The sequence below is a fragment of the Borborobacter xinjiangensis genome, from assembly GCF_047739745.1.
In the GTDB taxonomy this organism is placed as follows: domain Bacteria; phylum Pseudomonadota; class Alphaproteobacteria; order Rhizobiales; family Rhizobiaceae; genus Pseudaminobacter.
In genome coordinates this window covers 139,001-164,369 of the sequence record NZ_JBLLVA010000010.1, presented here as the reverse complement: position 1 = coordinate 164,369, position 25,369 = coordinate 139,001, and the positions used below count along the sequence as shown (strand labels likewise).

The 25,369-nt window shown below is 62.7% G+C and carries 24 protein-coding genes; 12 read left to right on the top strand and 12 right to left on the bottom strand.

Annotated elements, in window-relative coordinates; genetic code table 11:
• Nucleotides 1-255 precede the first annotated feature (255 nt).
• The 10 genes from ACLKMW_RS13265 to ACLKMW_RS13220 all read right to left on the bottom strand — a co-directional run bounded on the left by ACLKMW_RS13265 (nucleotide 256) and on the right by ACLKMW_RS13220 (nucleotide 8,963).
• On the bottom strand, nucleotides 256-711 hold the full coding sequence (locus ACLKMW_RS13265; RefSeq protein WP_415724927.1) for a DsrE family protein: 456 nt from the start codon (nucleotides 709-711) through the stop codon (nucleotides 256-258).
• A gap of 96 nt (nucleotides 712-807) precedes the next feature.
• Nucleotides 808-1,959: a c-type cytochrome gene (locus ACLKMW_RS13260; protein WP_415724926.1), complete on the bottom strand. Its 1,152-nt coding sequence runs from the start codon at nucleotides 1,957-1,959 to the stop codon at nucleotides 808-810.
• A complete protein-coding gene (gene soxC / locus ACLKMW_RS13255; protein WP_415724925.1) occupies nucleotides 1,943-3,226 on the bottom strand; it encodes a sulfite dehydrogenase in 1,284 nt (427 codons plus the stop codon). The genes ACLKMW_RS13260 and soxC overlap by 17 nt, the downstream gene beginning before the upstream one ends.
• A gap of 138 nt (nucleotides 3,227-3,364) precedes the next feature.
• Complete coding sequence (gene soxB, locus ACLKMW_RS13250) at nucleotides 3,365-5,056, bottom strand: thiosulfohydrolase SoxB (protein WP_415724924.1); 1,692 nt, start codon at nucleotides 5,054-5,056, stop codon at nucleotides 3,365-3,367.
• Nucleotides 5,057-5,293: 237 nt separating this feature from the next.
• Nucleotides 5,294-6,109: a sulfur oxidation c-type cytochrome SoxA gene (soxA, locus tag ACLKMW_RS13245; RefSeq protein ID WP_415724940.1), complete on the bottom strand. Its 816-nt coding sequence runs from the start codon at nucleotides 6,107-6,109 to the stop codon at nucleotides 5,294-5,296.
• Between the two features lie 92 nt (nucleotides 6,110-6,201).
• Complete coding sequence (gene soxZ / locus ACLKMW_RS13240; protein ID WP_415724923.1) at nucleotides 6,202-6,528, bottom strand: thiosulfate oxidation carrier complex protein SoxZ; 327 nt, start codon at nucleotides 6,526-6,528, stop codon at nucleotides 6,202-6,204.
• A 22-nt stretch (nucleotides 6,529-6,550) separates the two neighbouring features.
• Nucleotides 6,551-7,006, bottom strand: coding sequence for a thiosulfate oxidation carrier protein SoxY (gene soxY / locus ACLKMW_RS13235; protein WP_415724922.1), 456 nt, complete (start codon nucleotides 7,004-7,006; stop codon nucleotides 6,551-6,553).
• Between the two features lie 22 nt (nucleotides 7,007-7,028).
• Complete coding sequence (gene soxX / locus ACLKMW_RS13230) at nucleotides 7,029-7,487, bottom strand: sulfur oxidation c-type cytochrome SoxX (protein ID WP_415724921.1); 459 nt, start codon at nucleotides 7,485-7,487, stop codon at nucleotides 7,029-7,031.
• A gap of 145 nt (nucleotides 7,488-7,632) precedes the next feature.
• Nucleotides 7,633-8,217, bottom strand: coding sequence for a SoxW family protein (locus ACLKMW_RS13225; protein WP_415724920.1), 585 nt, complete (start codon nucleotides 8,215-8,217; stop codon nucleotides 7,633-7,635).
• A gap of 11 nt (nucleotides 8,218-8,228) precedes the next feature.
• The gene (locus tag ACLKMW_RS13220) at nucleotides 8,229-8,963 is read right to left on the bottom strand and encodes a cytochrome c biogenesis CcdA family protein (protein WP_415724919.1); all 735 of its coding nucleotides are present in this window, start codon (nucleotides 8,961-8,963) and stop codon (nucleotides 8,229-8,231) included.
• A gap of 116 nt (nucleotides 8,964-9,079) precedes the next feature.
• On the opposite strand from ACLKMW_RS13220, the gene ACLKMW_RS13215 reads away from it, so the two are divergent.
• Together ACLKMW_RS13215 and ACLKMW_RS13210 are read left to right on the top strand one after the other, a co-directional pair.
• On the top strand, nucleotides 9,080-9,442 hold the full coding sequence (locus tag ACLKMW_RS13215) for a thioredoxin domain-containing protein (protein ID WP_415724939.1): 363 nt from the start codon (nucleotides 9,080-9,082) through the stop codon (nucleotides 9,440-9,442).
• Nucleotides 9,443-9,481: 39 nt separating this feature from the next.
• Entirely contained in the window at nucleotides 9,482-9,832 is a 351-nt protein-coding gene (locus ACLKMW_RS13210) for an ArsR/SmtB family transcription factor (RefSeq protein ID WP_415724918.1), read from the top strand.
• A 12-nt stretch (nucleotides 9,833-9,844) separates the two neighbouring features.
• Here the strand turns inward: ACLKMW_RS13210 and ACLKMW_RS13205 are convergent, their stop codons facing one another.
• Nucleotides 9,845-10,936, bottom strand: coding sequence for a YeeE/YedE family protein (locus ACLKMW_RS13205; RefSeq protein WP_415724917.1), 1,092 nt, complete (start codon nucleotides 10,934-10,936; stop codon nucleotides 9,845-9,847).
• 275 nt (nucleotides 10,937-11,211) lie between these two features.
• Between ACLKMW_RS13205 and ACLKMW_RS13200 the strand changes: the two genes are divergently transcribed.
• Complete coding sequence (locus tag ACLKMW_RS13200) at nucleotides 11,212-12,300, top strand: YeeE/YedE family protein (protein WP_415724916.1); 1,089 nt, start codon at nucleotides 11,212-11,214, stop codon at nucleotides 12,298-12,300.
• Nucleotides 12,301-12,348: 48 nt separating this feature from the next.
• Here ACLKMW_RS13200 and ACLKMW_RS13195 read toward each other — a convergent pair whose 3' ends face one another.
• Entirely contained in the window at nucleotides 12,349-13,296 is a 948-nt protein-coding gene (locus tag ACLKMW_RS13195; protein ID WP_415724915.1) for an MBL fold metallo-hydrolase, read from the bottom strand.
• A gap of 153 nt (nucleotides 13,297-13,449) precedes the next feature.
• Between ACLKMW_RS13195 and ACLKMW_RS13190 the strand changes: the two genes are divergently transcribed.
• The 9 genes from ACLKMW_RS13190 (at nucleotide 13,450) to ACLKMW_RS13150 (ending at nucleotide 25,341) form a co-directional block, all read left to right on the top strand.
• Complete coding sequence (locus ACLKMW_RS13190; RefSeq protein WP_415724914.1) at nucleotides 13,450-13,911, top strand: DUF302 domain-containing protein; 462 nt, start codon at nucleotides 13,450-13,452, stop codon at nucleotides 13,909-13,911.
• A 161-nt stretch (nucleotides 13,912-14,072) separates the two neighbouring features.
• Nucleotides 14,073-15,005 (top strand): SH3 domain-containing protein, encoded by a 933-nt coding sequence (locus tag ACLKMW_RS13185; RefSeq protein WP_415724913.1) that lies wholly within the window; start codon nucleotides 14,073-14,075, stop codon nucleotides 15,003-15,005.
• Nucleotides 15,006-15,232: 227 nt separating this feature from the next.
• Nucleotides 15,233-17,422, top strand: coding sequence for an anthranilate synthase (locus ACLKMW_RS13180; protein WP_415724912.1), 2,190 nt, complete (start codon nucleotides 15,233-15,235; stop codon nucleotides 17,420-17,422).
• Between the two features lie 136 nt (nucleotides 17,423-17,558).
• Nucleotides 17,559-18,467, top strand: coding sequence for a cation diffusion facilitator family transporter (locus tag ACLKMW_RS13175; RefSeq protein WP_415724938.1), 909 nt, complete (start codon nucleotides 17,559-17,561; stop codon nucleotides 18,465-18,467).
• Nucleotides 18,464-19,540: an AbrB family transcriptional regulator gene (locus ACLKMW_RS13170; protein ID WP_415724911.1), complete on the top strand. Its 1,077-nt coding sequence runs from the start codon at nucleotides 18,464-18,466 to the stop codon at nucleotides 19,538-19,540. The genes ACLKMW_RS13175 and ACLKMW_RS13170 overlap by 4 nt, the downstream gene beginning before the upstream one ends.
• 117 nt (nucleotides 19,541-19,657) lie before the next feature.
• Nucleotides 19,658-20,302 (top strand): DUF47 domain-containing protein, encoded by a 645-nt coding sequence (locus ACLKMW_RS13165; protein ID WP_415724910.1) that lies wholly within the window; start codon nucleotides 19,658-19,660, stop codon nucleotides 20,300-20,302.
• A gap of 48 nt (nucleotides 20,303-20,350) precedes the next feature.
• Nucleotides 20,351-21,361: an inorganic phosphate transporter gene (locus ACLKMW_RS13160; RefSeq protein WP_415724909.1), complete on the top strand. Its 1,011-nt coding sequence runs from the start codon at nucleotides 20,351-20,353 to the stop codon at nucleotides 21,359-21,361.
• A 305-nt stretch (nucleotides 21,362-21,666) separates the two neighbouring features.
• Nucleotides 21,667-23,376 (top strand): 2-isopropylmalate synthase, encoded by a 1,710-nt coding sequence (gene leuA, locus ACLKMW_RS13155; RefSeq protein ID WP_415724908.1) that lies wholly within the window; start codon nucleotides 21,667-21,669, stop codon nucleotides 23,374-23,376.
• A 183-nt stretch (nucleotides 23,377-23,559) separates the two neighbouring features.
• Nucleotides 23,560-25,341: a tetratricopeptide repeat protein gene (locus ACLKMW_RS13150; RefSeq protein WP_415724907.1), complete on the top strand. Its 1,782-nt coding sequence runs from the start codon at nucleotides 23,560-23,562 to the stop codon at nucleotides 25,339-25,341.
• Nucleotides 25,342-25,369 lie beyond the last annotated feature (28 nt).

The following is a 25,369-nucleotide window of genomic DNA, read 5'->3' as shown; positions in this document are numbered from 1 at the left end:
CCTCCAAGCCGTCGTCGGAGAAAATCCTCATCAACGAAAACGGCGAGATCGACGGCCTCAGCTGAGCCACGACAAACATCCGGCCCGGGAGCGTATCCCGGGCCGGACGGCCGACTGCCGTCACCTCACTGCGGTGAAAAAGCAAATTCCTGGCGGCGGAGCAAAAAGCGCACCGTATCCTGCCCAGACAATTCCATGATCGACGGCTCGCCTGCTCGGACGATCAGGTTTTTATCCCGCAGAAACGAGAGCCATTCACGGCTTGATATAGGTATAGCCCTGTTGCTGGAGGCGGCTGAGTTCGGCGACACCTGACGGCACGATATCTTCCTCGAATACCTCGAAGAGATCGTTTTCGTAGTCGATGTTCCTGCCCTTCAGGGTGTTGTTGCAAATGAGAAACTGCACGCCCTGCGCCTTGAGGCTCGTTACGTCGGACTGAAGCTTTTCGTTGGCCATCGCCTCGCGCAACAGGTTCACGCCATCGCCATGGAGGAGAATCTTGGCGGTCAAACGATCCCGGCCGACCGCGTTGATGTGGTTCTGAACATTGTTCAACGCTGTGCGATAGGCCTTTGCGGCTTCACCACCCGAATAGTTGATATGGTAGACGACCTTCTGTTCGCCATATCTATCCTCCGCCTTTGCCGGCGCCGCCAGCGACAAGCCGGCAAAGACAAAGGCGACCACGAGCAGCAAAAATTTCGGCATTCGCATGCATTCCTCCCATTGGCCGCGTGCTGGCGGCGTGTTTATTCGAACCTCTTCAACTGGCTTGCGTGCCTATGATGAACTTGCGCTTGAGCGCTATTCTATGCCGGCCGTGGGAGCTTCATCATCCGCCGCATTGTCCGGCGTGACGTCCAGCACGGCGGCGTGCATGCGGATCTCGGCCTTGCCAGGCTTGCAGTCCTTCATGCACGGCTCGGCCTTGTCGGCATAGTGCTTTTCGGAAAGCCGGTCGTCGTCGACGAAATTGTCTTCGTTAGGCAGCCGGATCGAGGTGAAATTCTCCTTCGACAGCTCGAATTCCTCGTCGGTGACGACGTTGTTCAGATAAAGCACATAGGCCGTCAGCGCGTAGACGTCGTCGTCGCTCAGCGAACGGGCATCGCCGAAGGGCATTGCGCGGCGAATATAATCATAGACGGTCGACAGATAGGGCCAGAAGGAGCCGACGGTCTTTTCCGGGCGATCGTTGGTCAGCGTATCCTGACCGCCGGCAAGTACCGGCCAGCGCCCGACGGCCTCGCCGAAATCACCGTGGCAGGACGCACATTGATCAGTGAACAGCGCCTCGCCTTGGGCAACCGTGCCGCGCCCCTCGGGCAGACCGGCTCCATCGGGCCGAATATCGATATCCCAGGCGGCAATTTCGTCTTCCGTTGCTGCCCGCCCGAGATGATAGACACCATGGGCCGGGATCTCCTCGGCGACCTCGGCTGCTGCCTCCGCAGGGGCGGCTTCGGTCGAAGCCGCAGCCTTCGTCTCAGTCGGTTCGGCAGCAGCGCCCGATTTTTCCTCCGCCGGCGCTTCGGGAGCTTCACCTGCCGGCGCAGCGGGCGCCGCATCCGCCGAGAAGGTCTTGAGGTAGGCGGTCAGATCGGCGACCTCCTCTTCCTTCTTCAGCCCGGCAAAAGCCATCTTGGTGCCTTTGACGAACTCCTTGGGCTTGGCAAGAAAGGAGGCAAGCGTTTCCTCCGTCCAGACCAGGCCGCCCTCGCCCGCCTTGGCCATGGCCGACGAATATTTAAAGCCATCGGTGCTGCCAGCGACGCGTCCGAAGAGATCGTTCAGATGTGGACCGACACGGTTCTTGGCGCCTTCGCCGACGGCATGGCATGCCTTACAGCGGGCAAAGACGCTCTCGCCCTTGGCCGCATCCTGTGCGGCAACCGAGGTGACGGAGGCGAGGAGCGCGACCCCTGCCGCGAAAGCTCCGCTACGAAATCTCGACATTTTCAATCACTCCGTCGCGGTTTACGTGCCAGGTCTGGATGCCGTTATTGTGGTAGATCGAGTTCTCTCCGCGCGCGGCGCGCAGCTCATCCTTGGTGGGCTGGATGAAGCCGGCCTCGTCGATGGCGCGCGACTGCAGGAACAGCTCCGAACCGTCCCAATCGAACTCGTGGTAGAATCGGTGCAGCGACTTGGAGAGGCTCGGTCCGTCGATGCGCGCCGTCACCCAGTTGCGGCCGCCATCGAGGCTGACATCGACACGCTTGATGGTGCCGTTGCCGGACCATGCCAGCCCGCTGAGCACGGTGCGGCCGCGCTTGTGTTTGATCGGCGCCTGCGGACTTGGATTGGTGATCACCGACTTCACGTCCATCAGCCAGGTAAACCGGCGCGCCTTGCCGTTGGCCAGCAGGTCTGTGTATTTCGAGGTTTCCTCGCGCTGGTGCCAGGGCTCGTCGCCAACTTCGATGCGGCGAAGCCATTTGATCCACATATTGCCTTCCCAGCCGGGCACGACCAGGCGCAGCGGATAGCCCTGCTCGGGGCGCAGCGCCTCGCCATTCATCTTGAAGGCGACGAGGCAATCGTCGAGAGCCTTTTCGAGCGGGATCGAGCGCGTCATCGCAGAGGCGTCGGCACCCTCAGGCATGATCCATTTGGCGCTGGTTTTGACGCCGGCTTCCTCGAGCAGATATTTGAGCGGCACGCCCGTATACATCACGCAATGCACCATTCCATGCGTGAACTGGCAGCCATTGAGCTGGGCGCCGCGCCATTCCATGCCGGAATTGGCGGCGCATTCGAGGAAATAGACGCGGTTTTCGCGCGGAAAGCGCATCAGGTCGGCCATGGTGAAGACCAGCGGCGTGTCGACCAGACCGTTGATCATCAGCCGGTGCTTCTGCGGATCGACCACGGCGATGCCGGCGTGATGCCGCTCGAAACACAGTCCGTTCGGCGTGATGATCCCGTCAAGCTCATGCAGCGGCGTGAAATTGACCGACGAGATAGGATCGGCCGTCAGCCACGCCACGTTGCGGCGGATGACCTCGCTTTCGAACTGCGACGGCTTGCCATAGGGGTGGGCATCGACGCCGTCGCCGGAATAGCGGTTCCAGTCCTGAATCTCGGTGATCGCCGGATCGCCTGCGGCAAGCGCGCCACCGGCGACCGAGCCGGCAGCAGCCGCCACCCCGCCGGCAAGCCCGGCCTTCAGGAATTGCCTTCGCGACGCTCCGGTCTTCGCGACGCTGTCCACAACGGTCATAGATTCCTCCCGGTTTGCTGCGGAATCATATTCAATTTTTTCTATATATCAGAGCGCAATCGGTTTGTCGAATGCCGGAACGCCGGCTTAAGCATCGGACCGAAACGTCGAATCCGGTTTGGACGCCCGGCGCCTAACTCAATCCGCCAGCTTGACCGAACGGTTGGCTTCGAGCTTCACAACCGGGTTTTTGGCGAGGTAGTCCTCGACAACATCCCAGATCGGCGGACCTTCGGTATTCTCGTTGACCGAGGCCCAGCCGGCGACGACATAGTCCTTATCGGCGGCGATGGGCTCGCCGGATTTGAGCAGCGTCATATTGGAAATGCGCCCGCCCATCTCGCCTTGCGGGTCGATGGTGTAGCCCATGCCGCCGACACGCACCATGTCGCCGCCCTGCTGGTAATAGGGATCCTTGTTGAACAGATTGTCGGCGACGTCCTCGAGGATTTCCTTCAGCACCTTGCCGCTCATGGTCGAGCGATAGGCGGCCGGGTAGGTCATGGCGCAGGCGTTGTGGAGATCCTCGACAGTGATTTTCTGGCCGGGCAGAACCGACGTGCCCCAGCGGAAGCCCGGCGACAACGCGATATCGGCTTCGCGCACGTCGAGCAGCGCCTGGCAGATCAGGTCGTCGAAGGTGCCGTTGAAGTTGCCGCGCCGGAACAGCAGCGATTCGGTGGTGGCGAGTTCGCGCTTGAGTTCCTGTTCATAGGGCGCACGCAGCTCGCCGATCAGCTTGGTCATTTCGGCATCGGGGGCGATCACGTCCGAGAATACCGGGATCAGGCGATGGCGGAAGCCCTTCATCTCGCCGCCCTGCACGTCGAGATCGAGCCGGGTGACGAACTTGCCGTGCGAGCCGCTGGCAATCAGCAGGGTCTTGCCGACCAGCACCGGCTCCGGCAGCGCATCATGTGTGTGCCCGGTGAGGATGACGTCGATGCCCTCGACGCGAGAAGCAAGCGCGCGGTCGACATCGAAGCCGTTGTGCGACAGGAGCACGATCAGCTCGGCGCCGTCTTCCCTGGCGGCCGCGATGTTGGCGACGATATCCTCCTCGCGGATGCCGAACGACCAGTTCGGGAACATCCAGCGCGGATTGGCGATCGGCGTATAGGGAAATGCCTGGCCGATGACGCCGACCTTCACGCCGCCCTTCTCGAAAACCTTGTAGGCCTCGAAGGCCGGCTCGTTCCATTCGGCATCGTAGATATTGCCGCCGAGAAACGTGAACGGCAGCGCCTCGACGATCTCCTGCACCCGGTCGGTGCCATAGGTGAATTCCCAATGGCCGGTCATGGCGTCGGGCGCCAGCGCGTTCATGGCGTCGACCATGTCCTGGCCCTTCGTCTGCAGCGAAGTGTAGCTGCCCTGCCAGGTATCGCCGCCGTCAAGCAGCAGCATATTGTCGCCGCGCTCGGCACGGATACGCTTCACGATCGTGGCGATGCGGTCGAGCCCGCCCATCTTGCCATAACCCTTGGCCAGCGCCTCGAAGTCCTGCGCCGTCAATGCATAGGCATGCGGCGATCCCGGAGTGATGTCGTAGAGTTTCAGGAAATCGGCGCCGGTGACATGCGGCGGCAGGCCGGCGACCGGCCCAACGCCGAGATTGACCGAAGGCTCGCGGAAATAGACCGGCATCAACTGGCCGTGGATGTCGGTGACATGGACGAGCGTTACGTTGCCGAAGCTGTCAAAGTCGAGAAGGTCGTTCTCCGACAGTGCCTGCTGAGCGGCCGCGCGCGACCATTTGCCGACAAGGGCGGGGCCCGCAATCGCCGAAAGCGCTGCCGTGGCCATCAGGAATTCGCGTCGTGAGAACATCTTTACTCCAGAAGAACCTGCGGACCTCCGGCGCGCGGCCAGATGCGTCAGCACACAGGGAGTGAAGGCGGGTCAGCCCGCCGCGACCAGAGCGCCGTGAGTCCCGACGGACCGTACTGGCGCTCTTGTTGTTTCCACTGCATCGCCCCAAAATCAGAATCGACTTTAAGGCAGCACGATGCAGCAATTCAAAGCGTTAGCGCGTCCTTTGTGCGTCCGGAATAGACGCACAGTGCGCTAATGCCGGACGGCCGGCGTCTCGACGGCAAGCCCGGTGCCGCGCCAGGTCACGTAAAGCTCCAGCGCCATAAGATCGTCGGAAAAGGCCTTCGGCGTTTCCGCGCGGGTGTCGCGAACGCAACCGCGGAAACGCTTGTGCAGCGATACCAGACCATCCTTCAGCCGGTAGGTCGGGAAGCCGTTGGCCTGTCCCTGGCTCAAATGGTCGGCGCGGATCATCTTGCCGGCATTGGCTTCGTGGCACGACGCGCAGGCGAGATTGAGCTGACCGGTGCGCGTGTAATAAGTCTCCTTGCCGCGGTCCCACCAGCTTTGCAGGTCGCCCTGGGTAAGGTCGAGCGACACCGGCTCACCGAGCGACTGGTGCTTGATGTAGCTGGTCAAGGCGACCTGTTCCTCGGCATCGAACTTGTAGGCTTCCGCCCCCATATTCTCGACGCGGCACTTGTCGATCTGCAGTTCGATGTTGATCGGGCGCTTGGCGTCGGCGTCCCATTTGGGATAGTGCGCGCCGACCCCCTTCATCGTTTCGGACGCGTCATTGTGGCAGGAGGCGCAGGACTTGCCCTTGGTGCCATCGACCGTGTTCCAGACTTCCTCGCCGCGTTCGACCGCCAGCATGCCGGGATTTTCGAACGAGTCTTCCTGCAGCGCGCGGGTTTCGGCCTCGCGGAACAGCCAGCCCGACAAGACCTCGTCGAAGGGCAGGCCCTCCGGCGCCTTGGCGTGGGTGATGATTTCGACGCCGTCGATGGAAAGTTTGGCATCGATGGGATCGGCCGTGGCCATCGTCAAGGCCGTCGCCGACGCCATGAACGCGCCCAATGCGACAGCGGCAAATTTATGTTTCACGGCCTTCCTCCCCCAGCTTGCTTGTCGGGACCGCCAGCGCGGCCCCTCGCGGCTTACTTCACTTCGATCTTCTGCTCGTCGGAATAGACCGAGCCGTCATCGTCCACCCAGGTGAACTTGAACGTTCCGCTTTCGTTGATCTTGGCGTTGAACTCGAAATAGGGATTTGCCGAGACCGCCGGATCCAGATCGCAGGAAAACACCGGCGCGCCGTTGAACTCGCAGGTGAACTTATTGATGATCTGGCGCGGGATAACCTTGCCTTCCTTATCCTTGCGCTGGCCGGATTCCATCTCGTGGCTGATCAGCGTCTTGATGGTGATGACCTCGCCGGCCGAAGCCGACTTCGGCAGTTTCACGCGTGGTTTTGGGGTAGCCATGTGAATATTCCTTCCTGACCGCTCAGCCGCCGCAGCCGCCGATGGTCACCTTGACCTGCTTCTTGTCGACGAACACCGAGCCATCCGCCATCTTCGCAATCGCAATGACGTTCTGCGTCTTGGCCAGACGCATGCGGGTCGTCGCCGCGGCCGCGCCGCTTGCCTCGGTGAAATTGAAAGTCGCCACCGCCGGGTTCGGATTGCCGTCGGCAAGGATGATCACCGACTGAACCAGGTCGTCGCCGCTCATCGCGCTCTCGACATTGACGGTAATCGGCACGGTGTTGCCATTCTCGGCGATTTCGGGCGCCGTCAAAGTGATCTTGCCGGCCTCCGGCGTCTTGCCGCCGGTAAACTCCATGATGCTCTTTTCCGTCTCTTCCGCGCTGGCATAGGCCGAAGAGACCTGGAGGCCCATCATGGCGAAGACGGCCGCTCCGCCCGAAAGGGCCAGCGCTTCGCGTCGGTTGATTTTCATCCGCTTGCTCCTGAGTTCCAAATCATTCCTTGAGCGTCGACAGATAGGCGACGACATCCTCGACCTGCTGCGCGGTCAAAATGGTCTTGCCGACAAAATCCTCGCCGACATTCTTGCCGACCTCCAGCGAGTAAAAGCCGGGCATCACCGTCTCCTCGCCAAAAACCTTTTTGGAGTTGGTCACGATGGCGCGCAACTCCTCCGGCGTCCACCGCTCCGCGACGCCGTCCATAGATGGGCCGACAGTGCCGTGGAACAGCTCTTTTTCCATGTCCGCGTTGGCGTGGCAGGCCAGGCAATTGCCAAGGCCGCGATCCTTGAACACCTCGGCGCCCGCGGCCGGATCACCCGGGCCGCCGCTCAGCGAAACGGCAACCGCATTGTCCTCGAACTTGACGGCGTCGGGCGCGATTTCGGCGGCAAACGCGACGCCTGCCTGCAGGAGAAATGCCCCGGCCAATGCCAGTTTCAAGCTATTCATCGGCCTGTCGTCCTCCCCTCGATTGTCCTGCGTCGATCCGGCGCAGCCGCTCCAGAAATCACTTTAGACACGTTCGGCATCTTACTTCAATTCAAAAATATGATTTTCTGCATATGTCGCCCAGGAAGAGGCCTGCCGATGCCGCTCACTCAACATCCAGCCGGCCGGCGGCACGCAGTTCTTCCAGCATGCGGGCGTGGTATTTCTGGAAATGCTCCTCGCCTTCATAGCCCTTTTCCGAAACCCACTGGAACATGTGCAGGAACGTCCATTTGCCGAATGCGCCCGGCATCGTCGCCACCGCTGCCTCGGCCGCAGTCTTGCCCTCCGGCGCCTCCTCCGGCAGGAACAGGATTGTCGGAGTAAACACCACCGACCATTTGCGGGCGGCGGTTTTTTCGGTCAGCTTCTCGCCGTCGAGGTCGGTCACCTCCTCGTCGCCGAACATATTGTACTGGACGACCTTGAAATTCGCTTCGATGAAGTCGCGCACTTCCGGATCGGAAAGCAGCTTCTCATGCATGGCCGCGCAATAGATGCAGCCACGTTGCTCGAAGACGATAGCCAGCCGCTTTCCCTCTTCCTTGGCGCTGGCAATGTCCTCGGCGATGTCGCGGAAGGTCATGGAGAACCACGCCTCCTTGTGCAGCCCGTCGTCGCCTATCTCGGCGGCCGCCGGCAGGGCGAGCGCAATCAGCATTCCAAGAGCGGCAAAGATTGTCTTCAGCATGGCGGCAACTCCTACCCAATTGTCGCGAAGATTGGAAATGTTTCGAGCAGCCAATACGAGATGACGGACATCTGCCCGGTGATGAACAGGATGCCGGTTAAGATCAGCAGCACGCCCATGGCGATTTCGACCTTATGCATGTGACGGCGAAAACGCGCCGCCCAGGAAAGAAACCGGCTGGCGAACACGGCGGCCAGAATGAAGGGGATGCCGATGCCGAGCGAATAAAACGCCAGCAGGCCGGCGCCGCGCAGCGCCGTTCCCTCAGAGCCCGCAACGAACAGGATCGCGGCCAGTACCGGACCGACGCAAGGCGTCCAGCCGAAGGCGAAGGCCAGTCCCATGACATAAGCACCGAGCAGGCCGGCAGGCTTGCGGTCGACCTGTATGCGGGCCTCGCGATACAGGAACGCGATGCGGAACGCACCGACGAAATGCAGCCCCATGACGATGATGATGATGCCCGCAATGACGGACAGAATGTCGAAATATTGCGCGATGGTCTTGCCGATCACGCTGGCGGTGGCGCCGAGGGCGACGAATACGGTCGCGAACCCCAGAACGAAAGCCACCGCCGCCAGAACGATTCGCCGGCGCGTGCCGCTTTCGATTTTCTCGGATTTGAGCTCCTCGAAACTGAGACCGGCGAGCCACGCAAGATAGGGTGGCACGATCGGCAGGACGCAAGGCGACACGAAAGACAGCAGTCCTGCCAGGAACGCCCCGCCTACACTCACATCCAGCATGTCATCGCCCCCTCCCGGCCGCACGACCGCGGCAAACCCCTGTTCCATGGTCGGGGTGGCAAATATACGAATATTTCTATATGTTGCAAACGGAATGAGGTTGTGCGGTGCGGTTTATGTTTCGCTCGATGATTGCAGCGTGTTTCGTCGTGCTGGCCCTGGCCACGCCGGCAGTGGCCGCGGAACTGGTCATGCTGGAAAGGCCCGGTTGCGTCTGGTGCGCCCAGTTCAATGCCGAGATCGCGCCGGCCTATCCGAAGACCGAGCAGGGACGGCGGGCGCCGCTGCGCCGGGTCGATGTCACCCAGGATTGGCCCGCAGATCTCGACGGCATTGCGCCCGAGCCCTTCACGCCAACGTTCATCCTGATCGAAAACGGCAAGGAGATCGACCGAATTCGCGGTTACCCTGGCAGCGAGTTTTTCTGGTATCTTCTAGACGAGCTTCTTGCCAAGCTCGACCGAGCGACAGCCGGCTAAGGCGACCCACCCAGGCCGTGGTAACGACAGGTAGTTCGAATGAGCCTTCCGAAATTCGACAGCAAGCAGACCCGTGCCGACTTCGAGGCGCTGGTGGCGCAGGCGCGCAAGGCGAGCGATCTCCTGAAGGCGCTTTCGCATGAAAGCCGCCTGCTGATTCTGTGCCTGCTGGCCGAAGGCGAGAAATCGGTTTCCGAACTCGAGGAGATCATGAACCTGCCGCAGGCCGCCGTTTCCCAGCAGCTTGCAAGGCTTCGGTTCGACCGGCTGGTCAACACCAGGCGCGAGGGGCGCGTCATCTATTATTCGATCGCCAGCGCCGAAATATCGGCCGTCGTCGGCACGCTCTACGATCTGTTCTGCGCCTCGGTCAGGAAGCCGAACACATAGGATAGGCTGCGGTTATTCGGCCGCGACCGGATGCGCCTGCTGGCTTGCCGCGCTCTGCGCGCGCCCGTCGATGACCCGGTCGGCCACGCCGGCGCCGATCATCATGGCGGCAAGGCCGGTGAGCGAAGAAACGGCCAGCACGGACCCGCCGGTGAGACCCGCACCCACCGTGCAGCCGACGGCAAGGATGCCGCCGAATCCCATCAGCAGACCGCCCGCCGCGTAGCGGATGATCGACGGCGTTCCGGGCTCGGAGAAGGTGGAGATGCGGAAATTGCGGAAGATCACCGCCGCGGCAAAGGCGCCGAGGATCGTTCCGATCAACAGACCCTGATCGAGCCCTGCCGCTGATGATCCGCCGAGCAGCGCGCTACTTGTGGCAAGCGGGCGAATGAAGGACAGGCTTTCTGCCTGGATGGGCTCGAACACCTGCGTCGACAGGGTATAGGTGAAATACCAGCCGCCGGCGATGGTCGCGCCGACACCCGCAGCACCGAGGAAATTCCAGACGGAAAGCCGGGCCGCGACAGCGAGCGCCACGGCACCGAGCGCCAGAACCAACCCCAGCCAGACGCCGGCCGACTGCGGCAGCGCCGCATGCGCCAGAAGATCGTTGCCGCCGATCGCGGCCGTGTTCCACAAGCCGCCGATCGAATCGCGCAGCGGCACGAGGATGCCGTCATAAGTGGCGAGGCCGACAATCGCCGTGACAAGGATCGTGAACACCGCCCTCAGATTGCCGGACGCGCCGAGCACCAGGAGCCGCGAGACGCAACCGCGCGCCAGCACCATGCCGACGCCAAAGAGGCCGCCGCCGATCAGGGCGCCCGACAGGCTCTGCGCGGTCGAAAAGAAACGCGTCTCGGCAACATCGAGCGCGCCATAGGCAAGCAGCAGTTGAACGCCGAACATGGCAACCGCAAAGCCCGCGAACCAGATCGCGAGCGAGGAAAGCCCACGAGCGCGCACCACGTCGAGCACGGCCGAGCGCGTGCAGAACCTGGTTCGTTGCGCCAGGAACCCGAAGACCGCGCCAAGCATGGCACCTCCCGCAAGCGCGGTGCCATTTTCGCCGATCACGTCGATTGCCGGGATGAGGTCCATGAGGCGGCTCCAGAGAGGGTTCTTTCTACTTGGCCGCGAATTCTAGGGGAGACATTCAGAAAAATCGGGGTATCGAAATGTGCACGGCGGTGGAAACACAGGCAGGGTTTTCTTCGGAACGGACGAGAGAGAGAATAAAAATCCATCTTGTCGCATCTCCTCCCTTGTCTTTGCCGGCCGGCTGCACCAGCATGACAGGTACTCTCACGAGCTACCGACGGCGCGTTTTGCGCCGCTCGTGCGCAGGAGCCAAGTGACCGTCACGCAAGGAGGAGATGGTGGAAATTTTCGGATCGCCGTGGTTCCTGCCGGTCGCCGGACTTCTAGCGGGCACGTTACTGGGGTTCGTCGCCCGCCGCTCGCACTTCTGCACGATGGCGGCGCTGGAGCGGCACTGGTATGCTAATGACAGCCGCGGCGTCCGCACCTGGGCGCTTGCCGCGGCGGTGGCGCTGGCGGCAACCCAGATGCTGATCGCCGCCGACCTCGTCGACCTTCGCGACAGCTTCTATCTCTCCCCGCTTTTCGGACTGACCGGCGCCATCATCGGAGGGCTGGCATTCGGCTTCGGAATGGCGCTGGTCGGCACATGCGGCTTCGGCGCGCTGGTGCGCACCGGCGGCGGAAGCCTGCGCTCGCTTGTCGTGCTCCTGGTGCTCGGTCTTTCGGCGCTCGCTGCGCAGCGCGGGCTGGTCGGCCTGGTGAGGGTGCAGGTCGTGGACAATCTGGTGATCGACCTTTCCCATGCCGGCGACCAGTCGCTCGGCTCGCTTGTTTCGGCCCTGGTCGGCATCGACCTCAGGCTGGCAATAGCAATCGTCGTGGCGCTCGCGCTGTTCTGGTGGGTGTTTCGCGACGGCGATTATCGCCGCGCCCATGCCAGCATCCTGACCGGGGCCGTGGTCGGACTGGTCATTGCGTTCGGCTGGCTGGCGACCAGTCTGGCCAGCCGTCATGCCTTCGACCCGGTGCAGTTGGAGGCGGCCTCGTTCGTCGTGCCTGTCGCCGACACCATCCTGCAGATGATAACCTTCACCGGCGTCTTTCCCGACTATGGCGTCGGCCTGGTGATCGGGGTGGTATTGGGCGCGGCACTTTGCGCCTTCAAGCGCAAGGACGTCCGCTGGGAAGCCTGCGACGATGCGCGCGAACTGAGCCGCCATATCGCCGGCGGCTTCCTGATGGGCGCCGGCGGCGTTTTCGCCATGGGCTGCACCATCGGACAGGGCGTCAGCGCCGTCTCGGTGCTGGCGATCTCGGCGCCCTTTGCCATGGCATCGATCGCGGTCGGCGCGCGGATGGGCCTCGGCTATCTAATCGAGGGATCGCCCTTCGCTGCATTCCGCGTATTTTCCAGGGCATGACCTGAAAGCGGGAAGCGGCCCAAGCGGAGCCGGCTCGAAGGAGTCTGGCTATGCGGCCGGCACGAACCGATAAGCGCCATCGTGAGCCTCGGCCGTGCCTGCACCCGGATGCGGCAGGTGGAAGCCGATGAGCCGGACCTTCTCGGCGGCAATGCGGTCGAGCAATTTTTTGCGCGTCGCCGAGCCGATCTGCGGGTCATGGTCGGTGCCCCAATGCCAGTCCGGCCTGGCGAAGGAAACCGGATTGGCGAGCACATCGCCGACGATCAGCACCGGATCGCTGCCGCCATGCACCATGAAGGAGACGTGTCCGGGCGTGTGGCCCGGCGTGTCGACCGCCTCGACCTGCGGGAAGACCTCGGTTCCCGGCGTGAACAGCTCGATTTTCTCCTCGATCAGCGGCATGCGGCCCTGCGCGCCGACAACGAAGGACTTGCGATCCTCAGGCATCTTTTCCAGCGTGTCGTCGGCCCGCCAGAAGTTCCATTCGGCCTCGGCCATGCGATAGGTGGCGTTGGAAAAGATCAGTTCGTCGAACTCGTCGGTCAGTCCCCAGAAATGATCCGGATGCGCGTGGGTGAAGATGACATCGGTGACATCGGCCGGATCGATCTCGGCCTCGGCGAGATTCTCCAGCAGCTTGCCGGCGCTCGGCATGAAGTTCGGCCCCGAGCCGACATCGAAGATCGCCAAACGATCTCCGGCGCGCACGAAGGATATGTTGCAATCGGGATTGAGCGTCTCAGTCGACATGCCATTGCCCGACAGAAGCGCGGCGCGGTCGGCTTCCGGCACGTCGGGCAGCACGAATGGCGCCGGCAATACCAGATGACCGTCGCTGACGATGGTGATCTCCGCGTCACCCGCCGCGATACGGCCGATGGCAGCCGCCGGCCATGGCACACCCGCAACGGCAAGCGCGGCAGCGCCTCCCCCCATGAGCAGCGCCTGGCGCCGTGAGAAAAGCCCGGACCGGCAAGTTGGCATCGTCGGCATCTGACCTTCCCCCATCACATATTGGTTTTTGAATGTATTTGGCGCGGCCACCGCCGTCAAGCAGCAGCGGCTTGACATCCGAATCCGAACATATTCATCTTGGCATATATTTCGGCGCGTCGCTCACCGGCGAAAGCCTTCCAGGAGATAGCGATGAAATACGCCTTCCTTTCAGCCTTGGCATGTCTCGCCGTCTCCCTCCTTTCGGCGGCACCGGCCAACGCATCCGAGGATGTCGTCGTCTACACGGTCGAGGCACCGTTCGCCGACGTCGCCAGCGACGTGAATGACGCCATCGTCAACCGGGGCTATCTGGTCGACTATCATGGCCTCATCGGCGAGATGCTGAAGCGCACCGCCGCCGATGTTGGAGCGAGCAAGACGCTTTACCGCAATGCCGAGTTCTTCCAGTTCTGCTCGGCGGTGGTTTCGCGCCGGGTCATGGAACAGGACGCGGCCAATATCGCCTATTGCCCATACATACTCTTCGTCTACGAAACCGAGGATGCGCCCGGAAAGGTCAATGTCGGCTTCCGCCGGTTGCCCGAGGGCGGCGGGCGCGACGAGGTCAACACCTTGCTCGATGAAATGGCACGGGAAGCCAGCGGCAATTAACTGGACTGGCTTTCCACCGAAAATTGCTTTGGCGGCACAGAAAAGCCACAACTGGCGTTTTTATTCCGCCGACACTGTTCGGGGACGTACGTTTTCAGGGTTCAAGGCCATGAAGCGGACGGCGGAATAGATTCTTGTTTCGATCGTTGCGTGGAGCCGATTTGTTTAAAAGCACGAACGACACCGATGAGCACGACGCCGATCAATCGGAGGCGTCGGACAATGCAGCGCCTGTAGCGGACACCTATCGCCGAACTGCTCCGGCAGCGTCGCCCGCACGACGCGCCGGCGAAGCCGTCGCCGGCGTTGCGCAGAAGACCGCGCCGGCCTGCCGTTACGACTGGAACGCCAAGGCCGAGGACGGCCATGCGCAGGATGATCGCTCGGTGATCGATCGCGCGGCCGACATCTACCGGCTGATCGAGGCCCAGGCGGTCAGGGCATTGCCTTTGCTGCGCAAGCTGGCAATCCCCAGCGCAAGCGCGGTCGTGCTCGCCGGCATCGGCGTCGGCACGACGCTGCTCTACGATCCGCCGGCAATCCGCGTGGAGCCGGCGACCTTCGCCAGCATCGAGGCAAAGGCCGAGCCCAAAACCGCACCGAAGACCGATCCACGACCGTTGCCGATACAGGGAGTGCCCGCCCCGCGTACGGCGAGCGCTGCCGCACCGGCACCCGCTCCTGCAACCCCGGCCGAAGTCGACACCGCACAAGCCAAGCCGACGCAACCAGGCCACGCCCCGTTCCCGCTGGTCGACGACATCGCGAAGGCGGACGGGAAGGCCGGGCCGGAAATGGCCTATCTGCCCGACAGGGCCACGACGACCGGCTCGATTCCGGCCGCCGTTCTTGAAGCAGCGGTGAAGGACACGCGGCAGGCGCCGAAGGCGGCTGAAGCCGCCGACACCGATGGTGCGGGCCGTACCGCCCATGTGAGGAAGGCGGTGAACATGCGCGCCTCGCCCGACCAGGATGCCAAGGTGCTGACGGTCGTGCCGGCCAAGGCATCGGTCAATGTCATCGAATGCAAGTCCTGGTGCAAAATAGCCTTCGACGGGCGGGAAGGCTGGGTCTACAAGACCTACATTAGGTAGCCGGCCCTTTCGCGGCTCCTTCGGAATCCACTTGCTCCGTCCCGCATTCGCCGCTATGGGAAACCATGACTTCGATTTCGAACACGACGCATTGGTGGTGGGCCTGCTGAAAGCGGCCTGACGAGCGCGTGCGCGTGAAATTTGGTGGCCGCAACGGATATCCGGGCGGCCATTTGTTTTTTCAAGAGCTTTCCGGGTTTGCCTGACGGCGAAAATGGAGACGGGAAATGTCGGTCGAAACTCTTGAAAACGGCGCCGAGCGCTTCGTAACCACAGGCGGGGTGACCGTTACGCGCAGCCGCCACGATACCGGCTATGCCGGCTCCATCGAGGCCTACATAGACGGGTTGAACTCGCGGCGCGGCGCGGTGTTTTCGTCCAACTACGAATATCCCGGACGCTATACCCGTTGGGACACGGCAATCATCGACCCACCGCTGGTGATCAGCGCGCGCGGCCGTGCCATGCGCATCGAGGCGCTGAATGCGCGCGGCGAGGTGATGCTGCCGGCGATCGCGGGGGTCCTTTCGCCGCTTGCCGACGTGACCATCGCCGAGAGCAGCGCCCGACTGATCCGGCTCGACGTCGCCATGCCCGGCCGCGTCTTTGCCGAGGAAGAGCGCAGCCGCGTGCCTTCGGTGTTCACGGTGCTTCGCGCCATCACCGCGATGTTCAGGACCGAAAATGATGCCAGCCTCGGCCTTTACGGCGCCTTCGGCTACGATCTCGCTTTCCAGTTCGACCCGGTCGAACACCAGCTAAAACGCGCCGAGAGCCAGCGTGACCTGGTGCTCTATCTGCCCGACGAAATCCTCGTCGTCGACCACCATCAGGCCAAGGCCTGGCACGACCGCTACGACTATTCCGGCGACGGCTTTTCGACCGAAGGTCTGCCGCGTGAAAACGAGGCGCGGCCTTTCAAGCCTGCCGATCACGTGCCGCCGCGCGGCGACCACGAGCCCGGCGAATATGCAAGGATCGTCGAAAAGGCCAAGGAAAGCTTCCGGCGCGGCGACCTGTTCGAGGTGGTTCCCGGCCAGATGTTCTACGAACGCTGCGAGACCGCGCCCTCCGACATTTCGCGACGGCTGAAGACGATCAACCCCTCTCCCTATTCCTTCTTCATCAATCTCGGCGAAAACGAATATCTGATCGGCGCCTCGCCTGAAATGTTCGTGCGCGTAAACGGCCGGAGGGTCGAGACGTGCCCGATCTCCGGCACCATCAAGCGCGGCGACGATGCCATCTCCGATTCCGAGCAGATCCTGAAGCTGCTCAATTCGAAGAAGGACGAATCCGAGCTGACCATGTGCTCGGACGTCGACCGCAACGACAAGAGCCGTGTCTGCGAGCCGGGTTCGGTGCGCGTCATCGGTCGACGCCAGATCGAAATGTATTCGCGCCTCATCCACACGGTCGACCATATCGAGGGGCGACTGCGCGAAGGCATGGATGCGTTCGACGCGTTCCTTTCGCATGCGTGGGCGGTGACGGTGACCGGCGCGCCGAAGCTGTGGGCGATGCGCTTCATCGAAAAGCACGAGAAAAGCCCGCGCGCCTGGTATGCGGGCGCCATCGGCATGGTGCATTTCAACGGTGACCTCAACACCGGCCTGACGCTCAGGACGATCCGCATAAAGGACGGGATCGCCGAAGTCCGAGCCGGTGCTACATTACTATATGATTCCGTGCCGGAAGACGAAGAAGCCGAAACAGAACTGAAAGCATCCGCCATGCTGTCTGCCATCCGTGACGCCAAGGCCGGCAATTCGGCCGCCGTCGAACGCCAGTCCGCCCGCGTCGGTGACGGGGTGAAAATCCTGCTGGTCGATCATGAGGACAGTTTCGTCCACACGCTCGCCAACTATTTCCGGCAGACCGGGGCGGATGTTTCCACCGTACGGGCGCCGGTTCCCAACGAGTTGTTCGACTCGCTGAAGCCCGATCTTGTGGTGCTGTCGCCCGGCCCCGGCACGCCGAAGGATTTCGACTGCGCCTCCACCATCGGCAAGGCGCGGGCGCGCGACCTGCCGGTATTCGGCGTCTGCCTTGGGCTGCAGGCGCTGGCCGAAGCCTATGGCGGCGTGCTTCGTCAGCTCGACATACCGATGCACGGCAAGCCCTCGCGCATTCGCGTCTCGGATCCCGGCGTGGTGTTTTCCGGCTTGCCGCAGGAAATCACGGTCGGCCGCTATCACTCGATCTGCGCCGATCCGGTGCATCTGCCGGCGGAATTCACCGTGACTGCCACCACGGAGGACGGCACCATCATGGCGATCGAGCACAGGCACGAGCCGGTGGCCGCGGTGCAGTTTCACCCCGAATCGATCATGTCGCTCGGGCAGAGTGCCGGCATGCGCATGATCGAGAACGTCGTCGCCCATATGCCGCGCAAGGCGAAGGATAAGGCCGCCTGATCCCGGTGGGTCGACCGACGGCCGCATTTGACTTATCTAGGCATGGCCGCCCGTACAGACGGGTGGCCGCGCTCGTTCTATTTGATACCGCGCAAGGCATCGCGGCAAACAGAGTGACATCGTGACGTCCAGCATGATGACATCCAAGGAAAGCATCCGGCGCCTGGCGCTGTGGTCGATCTTCATCGCCTTCGGCGTGATGGGGCTGAAATATCTGGCCTATCATCTCACCGGCTCGGTGGCGCTCTATTCGGACGCGCTGGAATCGGTCGTGAACGTGATTGCAGCCGCGGCCGCCTTCTGGGCGATCCGTGTCAGCCACAAGCCGGCCGACAGCGGCCATCCCTACGGCCATCACAAGGCCGAGTATTTTTCAGCCGTCCTTGAAGGCGTGCTGATCGTGCTGGCGGCGCTGCTCATCCTGCGCGAAGTCTGGCTGGCCTGGCAGACGCCGGCTCCACTCGAGCAGCCTTGGCAGGGGCTTGCCGTCAACGGGCTCGCCGCAATCGTCAATGGCGCCTGGGCGCTGATCCTGATCCGCACCGGGCGCCGCCACAAATCGCCGGCGCTGCTCGCCGACGGCCAGCACATCATGACTGACGTGATCACCTCCGTGGGCGTCATCGCGGGCCTGGTCGGTGCCGTCGTCACCGGCTGGACCTTCCTCGACCCGGCACTCGCCGTGATCGTGGCGCTGAACATCCTGTGGCAGGGCTGGCACGTCATCAGCGCTTCTCTGAACGGGCTGATGGACATGGCGGTGGACAGCCAGGAGCACATGCGCATCCGCGATGTCATCTCGACCAATTCGAAGGGCGCCCTGGAAGTCCATGACCTCAAGACGCGCATGGCCGGCCGCGCCGTCTTCATCGAGTTCCATCTGGTCGTCGACGCCGATATGAGCGTGGGCGAAAGCCACGTCATCTGCGACCGCATCGAGGAAGCGCTGAAGGCCGAAATACCCGGCGTGCGCATCACCATCCATGTGGAGCCGGACGACGAGGCCAAGCTGCCGCTGGGCACCAGCGCGGTGCCATTCGCTTGAGAAGAAGCGAGGCCGAGGCACTGGCCGGCCTGGCGCCGGCGCTGCAATGGGCGCTGATCCTCACCGTATCGCTGTTATTCGCCGGCATATTGGAACTCGCCGATCTGCCGGCCGCCCTTCTGATCGGCCCGATGCTGGCCGGCATCGTGGCCGGCGCGAACGGCGCCACGGTGCGCCTGCCGCGTCCCGCCTTCTTTGCCGCGCAGGCAATCATCGGCTGCCTCATCGCCGCGTCGATCGAGCTCGATATCCTCGCGTTGTTCGTCGATGACTGGCCGCTGTTTCTCGGCGTCGTGGTGGCGACCGTCGCCGCCTCCAGCTTCCTTGGCTGGCTGATCAGCGGCTGGAAGATCCTGCCCGGCACCACCGCCGTCTGGGGCTCCGCTCCGGGAGCGGCGACCGCCATGGTGCTGATGGCCGAAAGCTTCGGCGCGGATGCCCGCCTCGTCGCCTTCATGCAATATCTGAGGGTCATCTGCGTTTCGGTCGCGGCAGCACTCGTTGCGCGCCTTTGGGTGGACACGTCGGACGTGAGCGTGGCGGAGACGGTGTGGTTTCCCGCGATCGAGTGGCTGCCCTTCGCCACCACGCTCGCTGTTGCGGCGGTCGGCGGGATCGGCGGCTATCTCCTTCGCCTGCCCTCGCCCTGGTTCCTCGGCAGTCTCATCGCCGGCGTGGCGCTGCATCTTTCAGCCGAGGTGCAATTCCAGCTTCCCGAATGGCTGCTCGCCGTCAGCTATGCGCTGATCGGCTGGGCGATCGGCCTCAATTTCAGCCGGCCGATCCTGCGCCATGCCGCCCGCGCGCTGCCGCAGATCATGCTGTCGATCCTGGTGTTGATGGCTTTCTGCGGCGGGCTGGCGTGGCTTATCAGCCGTTATCTCGGTGTCGACCCGCTCACCGCCTACCTGGCGACCAGCCCCGGCGGCATGGATTCCGTCGCCATCATCGCCGCCGCCGCCGACAATGTGAACATCTCCTTCGTCATGGCCATGCAGACCGCCCGCTTCCTTTTCGTGCTGATGTTCGGCCCCTCGCTGGCACGACTGGTGACCAAGTTGGTGAAGGAGTGATCCGCCCCTTGAAGGCGATTTAGCTGTGCGAAGCCGAAAGATTTTTGCGGCGCGCCGAACCATAGAAGTGTAGTGCGCATTGTCGGAGCAGAGTTTCGGAAGGCTGAGGCACAGACAATGCTGAGATGGTTTCGAGCGATCATGCCGCGCGAGGATCGTTTCTTCGATCTGTTCGACCGGCACGCGCAACTGGTCGTGAATGCCGCCGATGCCCTGCAGAACCTTCTGGCCGGCGGCGATGACGTCAGCCGTTACTGCAACGAGATCATTGCCTTCGAGCGACAGGCCGACACCATCACCGACGAAGTGATGCTGGCCGTGCGCCGCAGCTTCGTCACGCCCTTCGACCGCAGCGACATACAGGACCTGATCCAGTCGATGGACGACGCCATCGACATGATGCGCAAGACGGTGAAGACCGTGACACTTTACGAGCAGACGCGCTTCGAGCCCCGCATGCAGGAAATGGGCGCGCTGATCGCGAGGACGGCGCGGGTGCTGGTCGAGGCCATACCGCTGCTGCACAAGGTCGGAACGCATGCCGCGCGCCTCACCGAACTCGCCGCCGAAGTGAAGCGTGCGGAGAGCCGCGCCGACAACTTGCATGATGACGGGATGAAGGAGCTTTTCCAGCAGTACGGCCGGACCGATCCGATGGCCTTCCAGATCGGAAAGGAAATCTACGGGCAATTGGAAAAGGTGATGGATCGGCTTGAGGACGTCGCCAACGAGATAAACGGCATCGTGGTCGAGAACGTTTAGGACCATGAGCCGTCCTTCCAGCTTCGTTTCAGGATCGGTCTAGCCCGGATGGATGCTTCCCTCGCCTTTCCGGTGCTGATTGGCCTGATTGCGGTCGCGCTGTTTTTCGATTTCCTGAACGGCCTGCATGACGCGGCCAATTCCATCGCCACCATCGTTTCCACGCGGGTGCTGCGGCCGCAATATGCGGTCATGTGGGCGGCCTTCTTCAACTTCATCGCGTTCCTGTTCTTCGGGCTGCATGTGGCCGAGACGCTCGGCACCGGCATCATCGACGCCAGCATCGTCGATCCGCGCGTGATCTTCGCAGCCCTGATGGGCGCGATCGCGTGGAACATCATCACCTGGCTCTTCGGCATTCCCTCGAGCAGTTCGCATGCGCTGATCGGCGGACTTGTCGGCGCCGGCGTGGCGAAGGCGGGCGGTGGCGCCATCGTCTGGACCGGGCTTTTGAAGACGTCCGCGGCGATCGTGCTGTCGCCGCTCACCGGCTTCCTGCTGGCGCTTGCGCTGATCCTCACCGTCTCCTGGGCCTTCGTCAAGCAAACGCCGTTCGCGGTCGACCGCACATTCCGCGTCATGCAGTTTGCGTCGGCCTCGATGTATTCGCTGGGCCACGGCGGCAACGATGCGCAAAAGACCATGGGCATCATCGCGGTGCTTCTGTTCTCGCAGGGCTATCTCGGCAGTGAATTCTATGTGCCGTTCTGGGTCGTCATCACCTGCCAGGCGGCGATAGCGCTCGGCACGCTGTTCGGCGGCTGGCGCATCGTCCACACGATGGGCTCGAAGATCACCCGGCTCAACCCGATGCAGGGCTTCTGCGCCGAGACCGGCGGAGCGATCACGCTGTTCATGGCGACAGGGCTCGGCATACCGGTCTCCACCACCCATACGATCACCGGCGCGATCGTCGGCGTGGGTGCTGCCCGCCGCCTCTCGGCCGTGCGCTGGGGCATCGCCGGCAATATCGTCATCGCCTGGGTCATAACGTTGCCGATCGCCGCGGCAATCGCCGCTTTGTGCTACGTCGCCGTGGGACTGGTGCCGTCGTTTTGACCGGCGCTTGGCGGGGGTTGCGCGCGGCGTTCGGCTCTTGTATCAGTGCGACCATGACTTCGCGTCCGAACAGAACCGCCGTCCGTGCGTCCGCCTTTGCGGGCGAAACCGTTCGCGCGCTTTCGGCAACGCTGCTTCTTCTCGGCCTTATCGGCGATCGCCGGGCTCGTTAAGGAGCGTCCGGCGGTCGATTGCCGCCGAGGCACCTGCTCCTTTATTCTTAGAACAGAACAAATTTCTGGGTATAAGACCGCCGGACGACGCGTAATCTTTTCGCGCATGGCGGCAGGAAAACGAGACTGACAATGACCAAGATGACACCGATATCCGCCGCTTCCGCGCGCGCCGGCATGCCTTTGGCATCGACCAAATACGAACCCGCCGCCAGGGTGGACCTGCCCGACCGGGCCTGGCCTTCCAGGATCATCGACAAGGCGCCGATCTGGTGCTCGGTCGACCTGCGCGACGGCAACCAGGCGCTGATCGACCCGATGGGCCACGATCGCAAGGTGCGCATGTTCAAGCTGCTCGTCGACATGGGCTTCAAGGAAATCGAGATCGGCTTTCCCTCCGCCTCGCAGACCGATTTCGACTTCGCCCGCTGGTGCGTCGAGGAAGGCGAAGTGCCCGACGACGTGGACCTGCAGGTGCTCGTGCAATGCCGGCCGGAACTGATCACACGGACCTTCGAAGCGTTGCAGGGCGCCAACAGCCCGATCATCCACTTCTATAATTCCACCAGCGAATTGCAGCGCCGCGTCGTCTTCCAGAAGGACGTCGCCGGCATCAAGCAGATCGCCACCGACGCGGCCAAGATGATCACCGACATGGCGGCCAAGGCCGGAGGCGGCTATCGCTTCCAGTATTCGCCGGAAAGCTTCACCGGCACCGAACTGGAGGTGGCGCTGGAAATCTGCAACGCGGTGGCCGAGATCGTGAAGCCGACGGCCGACAACAGGCTGATCCTCAATCTGCCCTCGACGGTCGAGACTTCGACGCCCAATATCTATGCCGATCGCATCGAATGGATGTGCCGGCAGCTCGACAACCGCGAAAACCTGATCATCTCGCTGCATCCGCACAATGATCGCGGCACCGGCATCGCCGCCACCGAGCTCGCGTTGATGGCCGGCGCCGACCGCGTCGAGGGGACGCTGTTCGGCAATGGCGAGCGCACCGGCAATGTCGATATCGTCACGCTGGCGCTCAACATGTTCACGCAAGGCGTCGATCCCGAGTTGGACTGCTCGAACATCAACCGGATGAAGGAAGTCTACGAATATTCCAACCAGTTGAAGATCCCCGAGCGCCACCCTTACGTCGGTGAACTGGTCTATACGGCGTTTTCCGGCTCCCACCAGGACGCCATCAACAAGGGCATGAAGGCTATCAAGACCGCGAACAAGTCGCTGTGGGAAGTGCCTTATCTGCCGATCGACCCGCAGGATGTCGGCCGCACCTATGAGGCGATCATCCGCATCAATTCGCAGTCGGGCAAGGGCGGCATCGCCTATGTGCTGCAGGCCGACTACGGGCTGAACCTGCCGCGCGGCCTGCAGGTGGAATTCAGCCAGGACATCCAGTCGATCACCGACGCGGAAGGCAAGGAAGTGCCCTCGAAGCGCATCCATGAACGCTTTGTCGAGCGCTATATCGACCAGCCGGGCGGCCGGTTGAAATTCATCGATCACCACACCTTCCCCGACCCCGACACCAAGGGTCGCCGCATTCTCGAAGCAAGCATTTTCGACAATGGCAAGGAAGTGAAGATCAACGGCGTCGGCAACGGTCCGGTGGACGGCTTCGTCGATGCCCTGTCGCGCCACGTCGGCATTCCTCTGTCGGTGCTCGACTATTCCGAGCATTCGATCCAGCGCGGCTCCAATGCCTCGGCCATCTGCTACATGGAGATCGAGCATCCGGGCGGGCGGATCTTCGGTGCCGGCATCAATACCAACATCGTCGGCGCTTCGCTCGAGGCCGTCGTCTCGGCCGTCAATCGCATCATCGGCTGATGATCGCGGCAAGGGCCTGAAATTCGACAGCGATTTCGGGCCCTTGCTGAATTAACCATGTCACATTCTGGACAGGGGAAAACCGCCCCCCGCTCCGTACCGGCGGGGACTGCGCGCTTGTGCATGCCCGCAAGAGCGTTATGATCGCTCGATTTTTGGCGCCGATCTCGAAAGGTCCGACGCTTGCAACATGACAGGCCTGCTGCCCCCGCAGTGCTGGAAACGCTGGAAAAGCTGCTGGCCAGCGAAACCTTTGGGCGTTCGGAGCGCGCGCGCAACCTGTTACGCTACCTGGTCGAACAGGAGCAGGCCGGCAACGCCGACCGGTTGAAAGGCTTCGCAATCGCGGTGGACGTGTTCGGCAAGGACGCCGGCTTCGATTCCGCCACCGACGCGGTGGTGCGGGTGCAGGCCCGCCGGCTGCGCGAACTTCTGGCACAATATTCCGCTTCCGAAGGCGCCGACGATCCGGTGCGGATCACCATTGCGCGCGGCACCTATGTCCCCACATACGAACTGATCGTCGAGCGGCAGGAAGCGAGCGCCGATGCGGCCGCCCCGCCAGAAGAAGCGATAATCCTGCCTGCCGCCGCGCCGGCCGACAGCACGGCCGCGTCAGTCGAATATTCAGCCGAGGCGGCACCCGCCCCCCTGCCCCCCAACCCGCTGGTCATGCGGCATCTGCATTTCTTCTGGGCGGCGATGATGGTCATCATTGCCATGCTCGGATATCTGGTGTTTCGCATGGCCTTGCCCGGCGAAGCGGGAGATGCCTCGATTGCGGCGGGAAGAGACCTGCACCCCGAGGCTGCCGCCATCACCGCGGCCATTCACCATGTGTCGCTGCCACGGATCTACATAGCGGACCATTCGGACGATGCCCCCGCCAACCGCGTCGCCGCCGTGCTGCGCACCGGCCTTTCCAGTTTCGATACGGTCGAATTCATTGCCCGCGAAGCACCCACGCCGGCGAAATCGGCAGCGGACGCCTTGCAGTTCGTGTTCAATGTCTCGCCCGGCCCGACGCCAGGAACGGTGACGATCGAACTGCAAAGCAGTGCCAGCGGCAAGGTTCTTTTTTCGCGCGTGCTGACCGCTGCCGACCAGCGTGCGCAGGTGCTCGACGATCGCATCGCCGATATTCTGAGCTCGACGGTACCGACTGCCGGAACGATCTACGGCTATATCGACCAGAACGGGTTCGCTTCGGGGCTGATTTCCTGCCTGCTGCTAAACGAAGCCTATTATCTCGACCAGACGCCGCAAAAACATGAAGCCGCCTATCGCTGCCTGACCAGCCTCACCGGGGCGGACGCCAAATCGCCGCTGGTCAATGCCGAACTCGCCTCGCTTCACATGGAAGCGGTCACGGACAACCACCCTTACCCGCCCGAGGCATCCGAGCAGGAGGCGCTGGCTCTGGCCAACCGCGCCGTGCAGACCGGAGCGACCAGCCCTTACGCGCACCGGGCCTATGGCTTTCTGAATTCGCGAATCGGCAACCAGGCCGAGGCGATCCGCTGGATGCGAAAGGCATATGAACTCAACACCTACGACCTGACCATGGCCGCATCCTATGGCTATGCGCTGGTGCTTTCCGGAAACTACGCCGCCGGCGCGCCGATCATGGAACGTGCCGTCGAGGCATCGAGCGTGCATCCGAGTTGGTGGGACTACGGCCTGTTTCTGGCAAAATTCATGAATGGGGAAACGCAACGCGCTGCAGAGGCGACGGAAGCGCTGGCGATGACGCCGAAATCGCATTACCTGGCAGCCCGCCTGATCGCCGCCGACAGCACCGGCAACGCCGATCTGGCCAAAACCCTGACAAGCGAGATCGACACGGAGTTTCCGGATTTTGCCGCAGATCCCCGCGCGACCTTCGAGAAGGCCAAATATCCGCCCGATCTTATCGAAAAACTGCTGAGCAGCCTTCGCGCCGCAGGCCTCGACAGCCCGAGCTGACGCGCCCGCGCAACGTCATGCCAGAAAG

Bases quoted from the DNA above. Each gene is read 5' to 3' on its own strand.
- ACLKMW_RS13265 (WP_415724927.1), bottom strand. From the start codon at position 711: ATGCCGAAATTTTTGCTGCTCGTGGTCGCCTTTGTCTTTGCCGGCTTG.
- ACLKMW_RS13260 (WP_415724926.1), bottom strand. From the start codon at position 1,959: ATGTCGAGATTTCGTAGCGGAGCTTTCGCGGCAGGGGTCGCGCTCCTC.
- soxC (WP_415724925.1), bottom strand. From the start codon at position 3,226: ATGACCGTTGTGGACAGCGTCGCGAAGACCGGAGCGTCGCGAAGGCAA.
- soxB (WP_415724924.1), bottom strand. From the start codon at position 5,056: ATGTTCTCACGACGCGAATTCCTGATGGCCACGGCAGCGCTTTCGGCG.
- soxA (WP_415724940.1), bottom strand. From the start codon at position 6,109: ATGGCGTCGGCGACGGCCTTGACGATGGCCACGGCCGATCCCATCGAT.
- soxZ (WP_415724923.1), bottom strand. From the start codon at position 6,528: ATGGCTACCCCAAAACCACGCGTGAAACTGCCGAAGTCGGCTTCGGCC.
- soxY (WP_415724922.1), bottom strand. From the start codon at position 7,006: ATGAAAATCAACCGACGCGAAGCGCTGGCCCTTTCGGGCGGAGCGGCC.
- soxX (WP_415724921.1), bottom strand. From the start codon at position 7,487: ATGAATAGCTTGAAACTGGCATTGGCCGGGGCATTTCTCCTGCAGGCA.
- ACLKMW_RS13225 (WP_415724920.1), bottom strand. From the start codon at position 8,217: ATGCTGAAGACAATCTTTGCCGCTCTTGGAATGCTGATTGCGCTCGCC.
- ACLKMW_RS13220 (WP_415724919.1), bottom strand. From the start codon at position 8,963: ATGCTGGATGTGAGTGTAGGCGGGGCGTTCCTGGCAGGACTGCTGTCT.
- ACLKMW_RS13215 (WP_415724939.1), top strand. From the start codon at position 9,080: ATGTTTCGCTCGATGATTGCAGCGTGTTTCGTCGTGCTGGCCCTGGCC.
- ACLKMW_RS13210 (WP_415724918.1), top strand. From the start codon at position 9,482: ATGAGCCTTCCGAAATTCGACAGCAAGCAGACCCGTGCCGACTTCGAG.
- ACLKMW_RS13205 (WP_415724917.1), bottom strand. From the start codon at position 10,936: ATGGACCTCATCCCGGCAATCGACGTGATCGGCGAAAATGGCACCGCG.
- ACLKMW_RS13200 (WP_415724916.1), top strand. From the start codon at position 11,212: ATGGTGGAAATTTTCGGATCGCCGTGGTTCCTGCCGGTCGCCGGACTT.
- ACLKMW_RS13195 (WP_415724915.1), bottom strand. From the start codon at position 13,296: ATGCCGACGATGCCAACTTGCCGGTCCGGGCTTTTCTCACGGCGCCAG.
- ACLKMW_RS13190 (WP_415724914.1), top strand. From the start codon at position 13,450: ATGAAATACGCCTTCCTTTCAGCCTTGGCATGTCTCGCCGTCTCCCTC.
- ACLKMW_RS13180 (WP_415724912.1), top strand. From the start codon at position 15,233: ATGTCGGTCGAAACTCTTGAAAACGGCGCCGAGCGCTTCGTAACCACA.
- ACLKMW_RS13175 (WP_415724938.1), top strand. From the start codon at position 17,559: ATGACATCCAAGGAAAGCATCCGGCGCCTGGCGCTGTGGTCGATCTTC.
- ACLKMW_RS13165 (WP_415724910.1), top strand. From the start codon at position 19,658: ATGCTGAGATGGTTTCGAGCGATCATGCCGCGCGAGGATCGTTTCTTC.
- ACLKMW_RS13160 (WP_415724909.1), top strand. From the start codon at position 20,351: ATGGATGCTTCCCTCGCCTTTCCGGTGCTGATTGGCCTGATTGCGGTC.
- leuA (WP_415724908.1), top strand. From the start codon at position 21,667: ATGACCAAGATGACACCGATATCCGCCGCTTCCGCGCGCGCCGGCATG.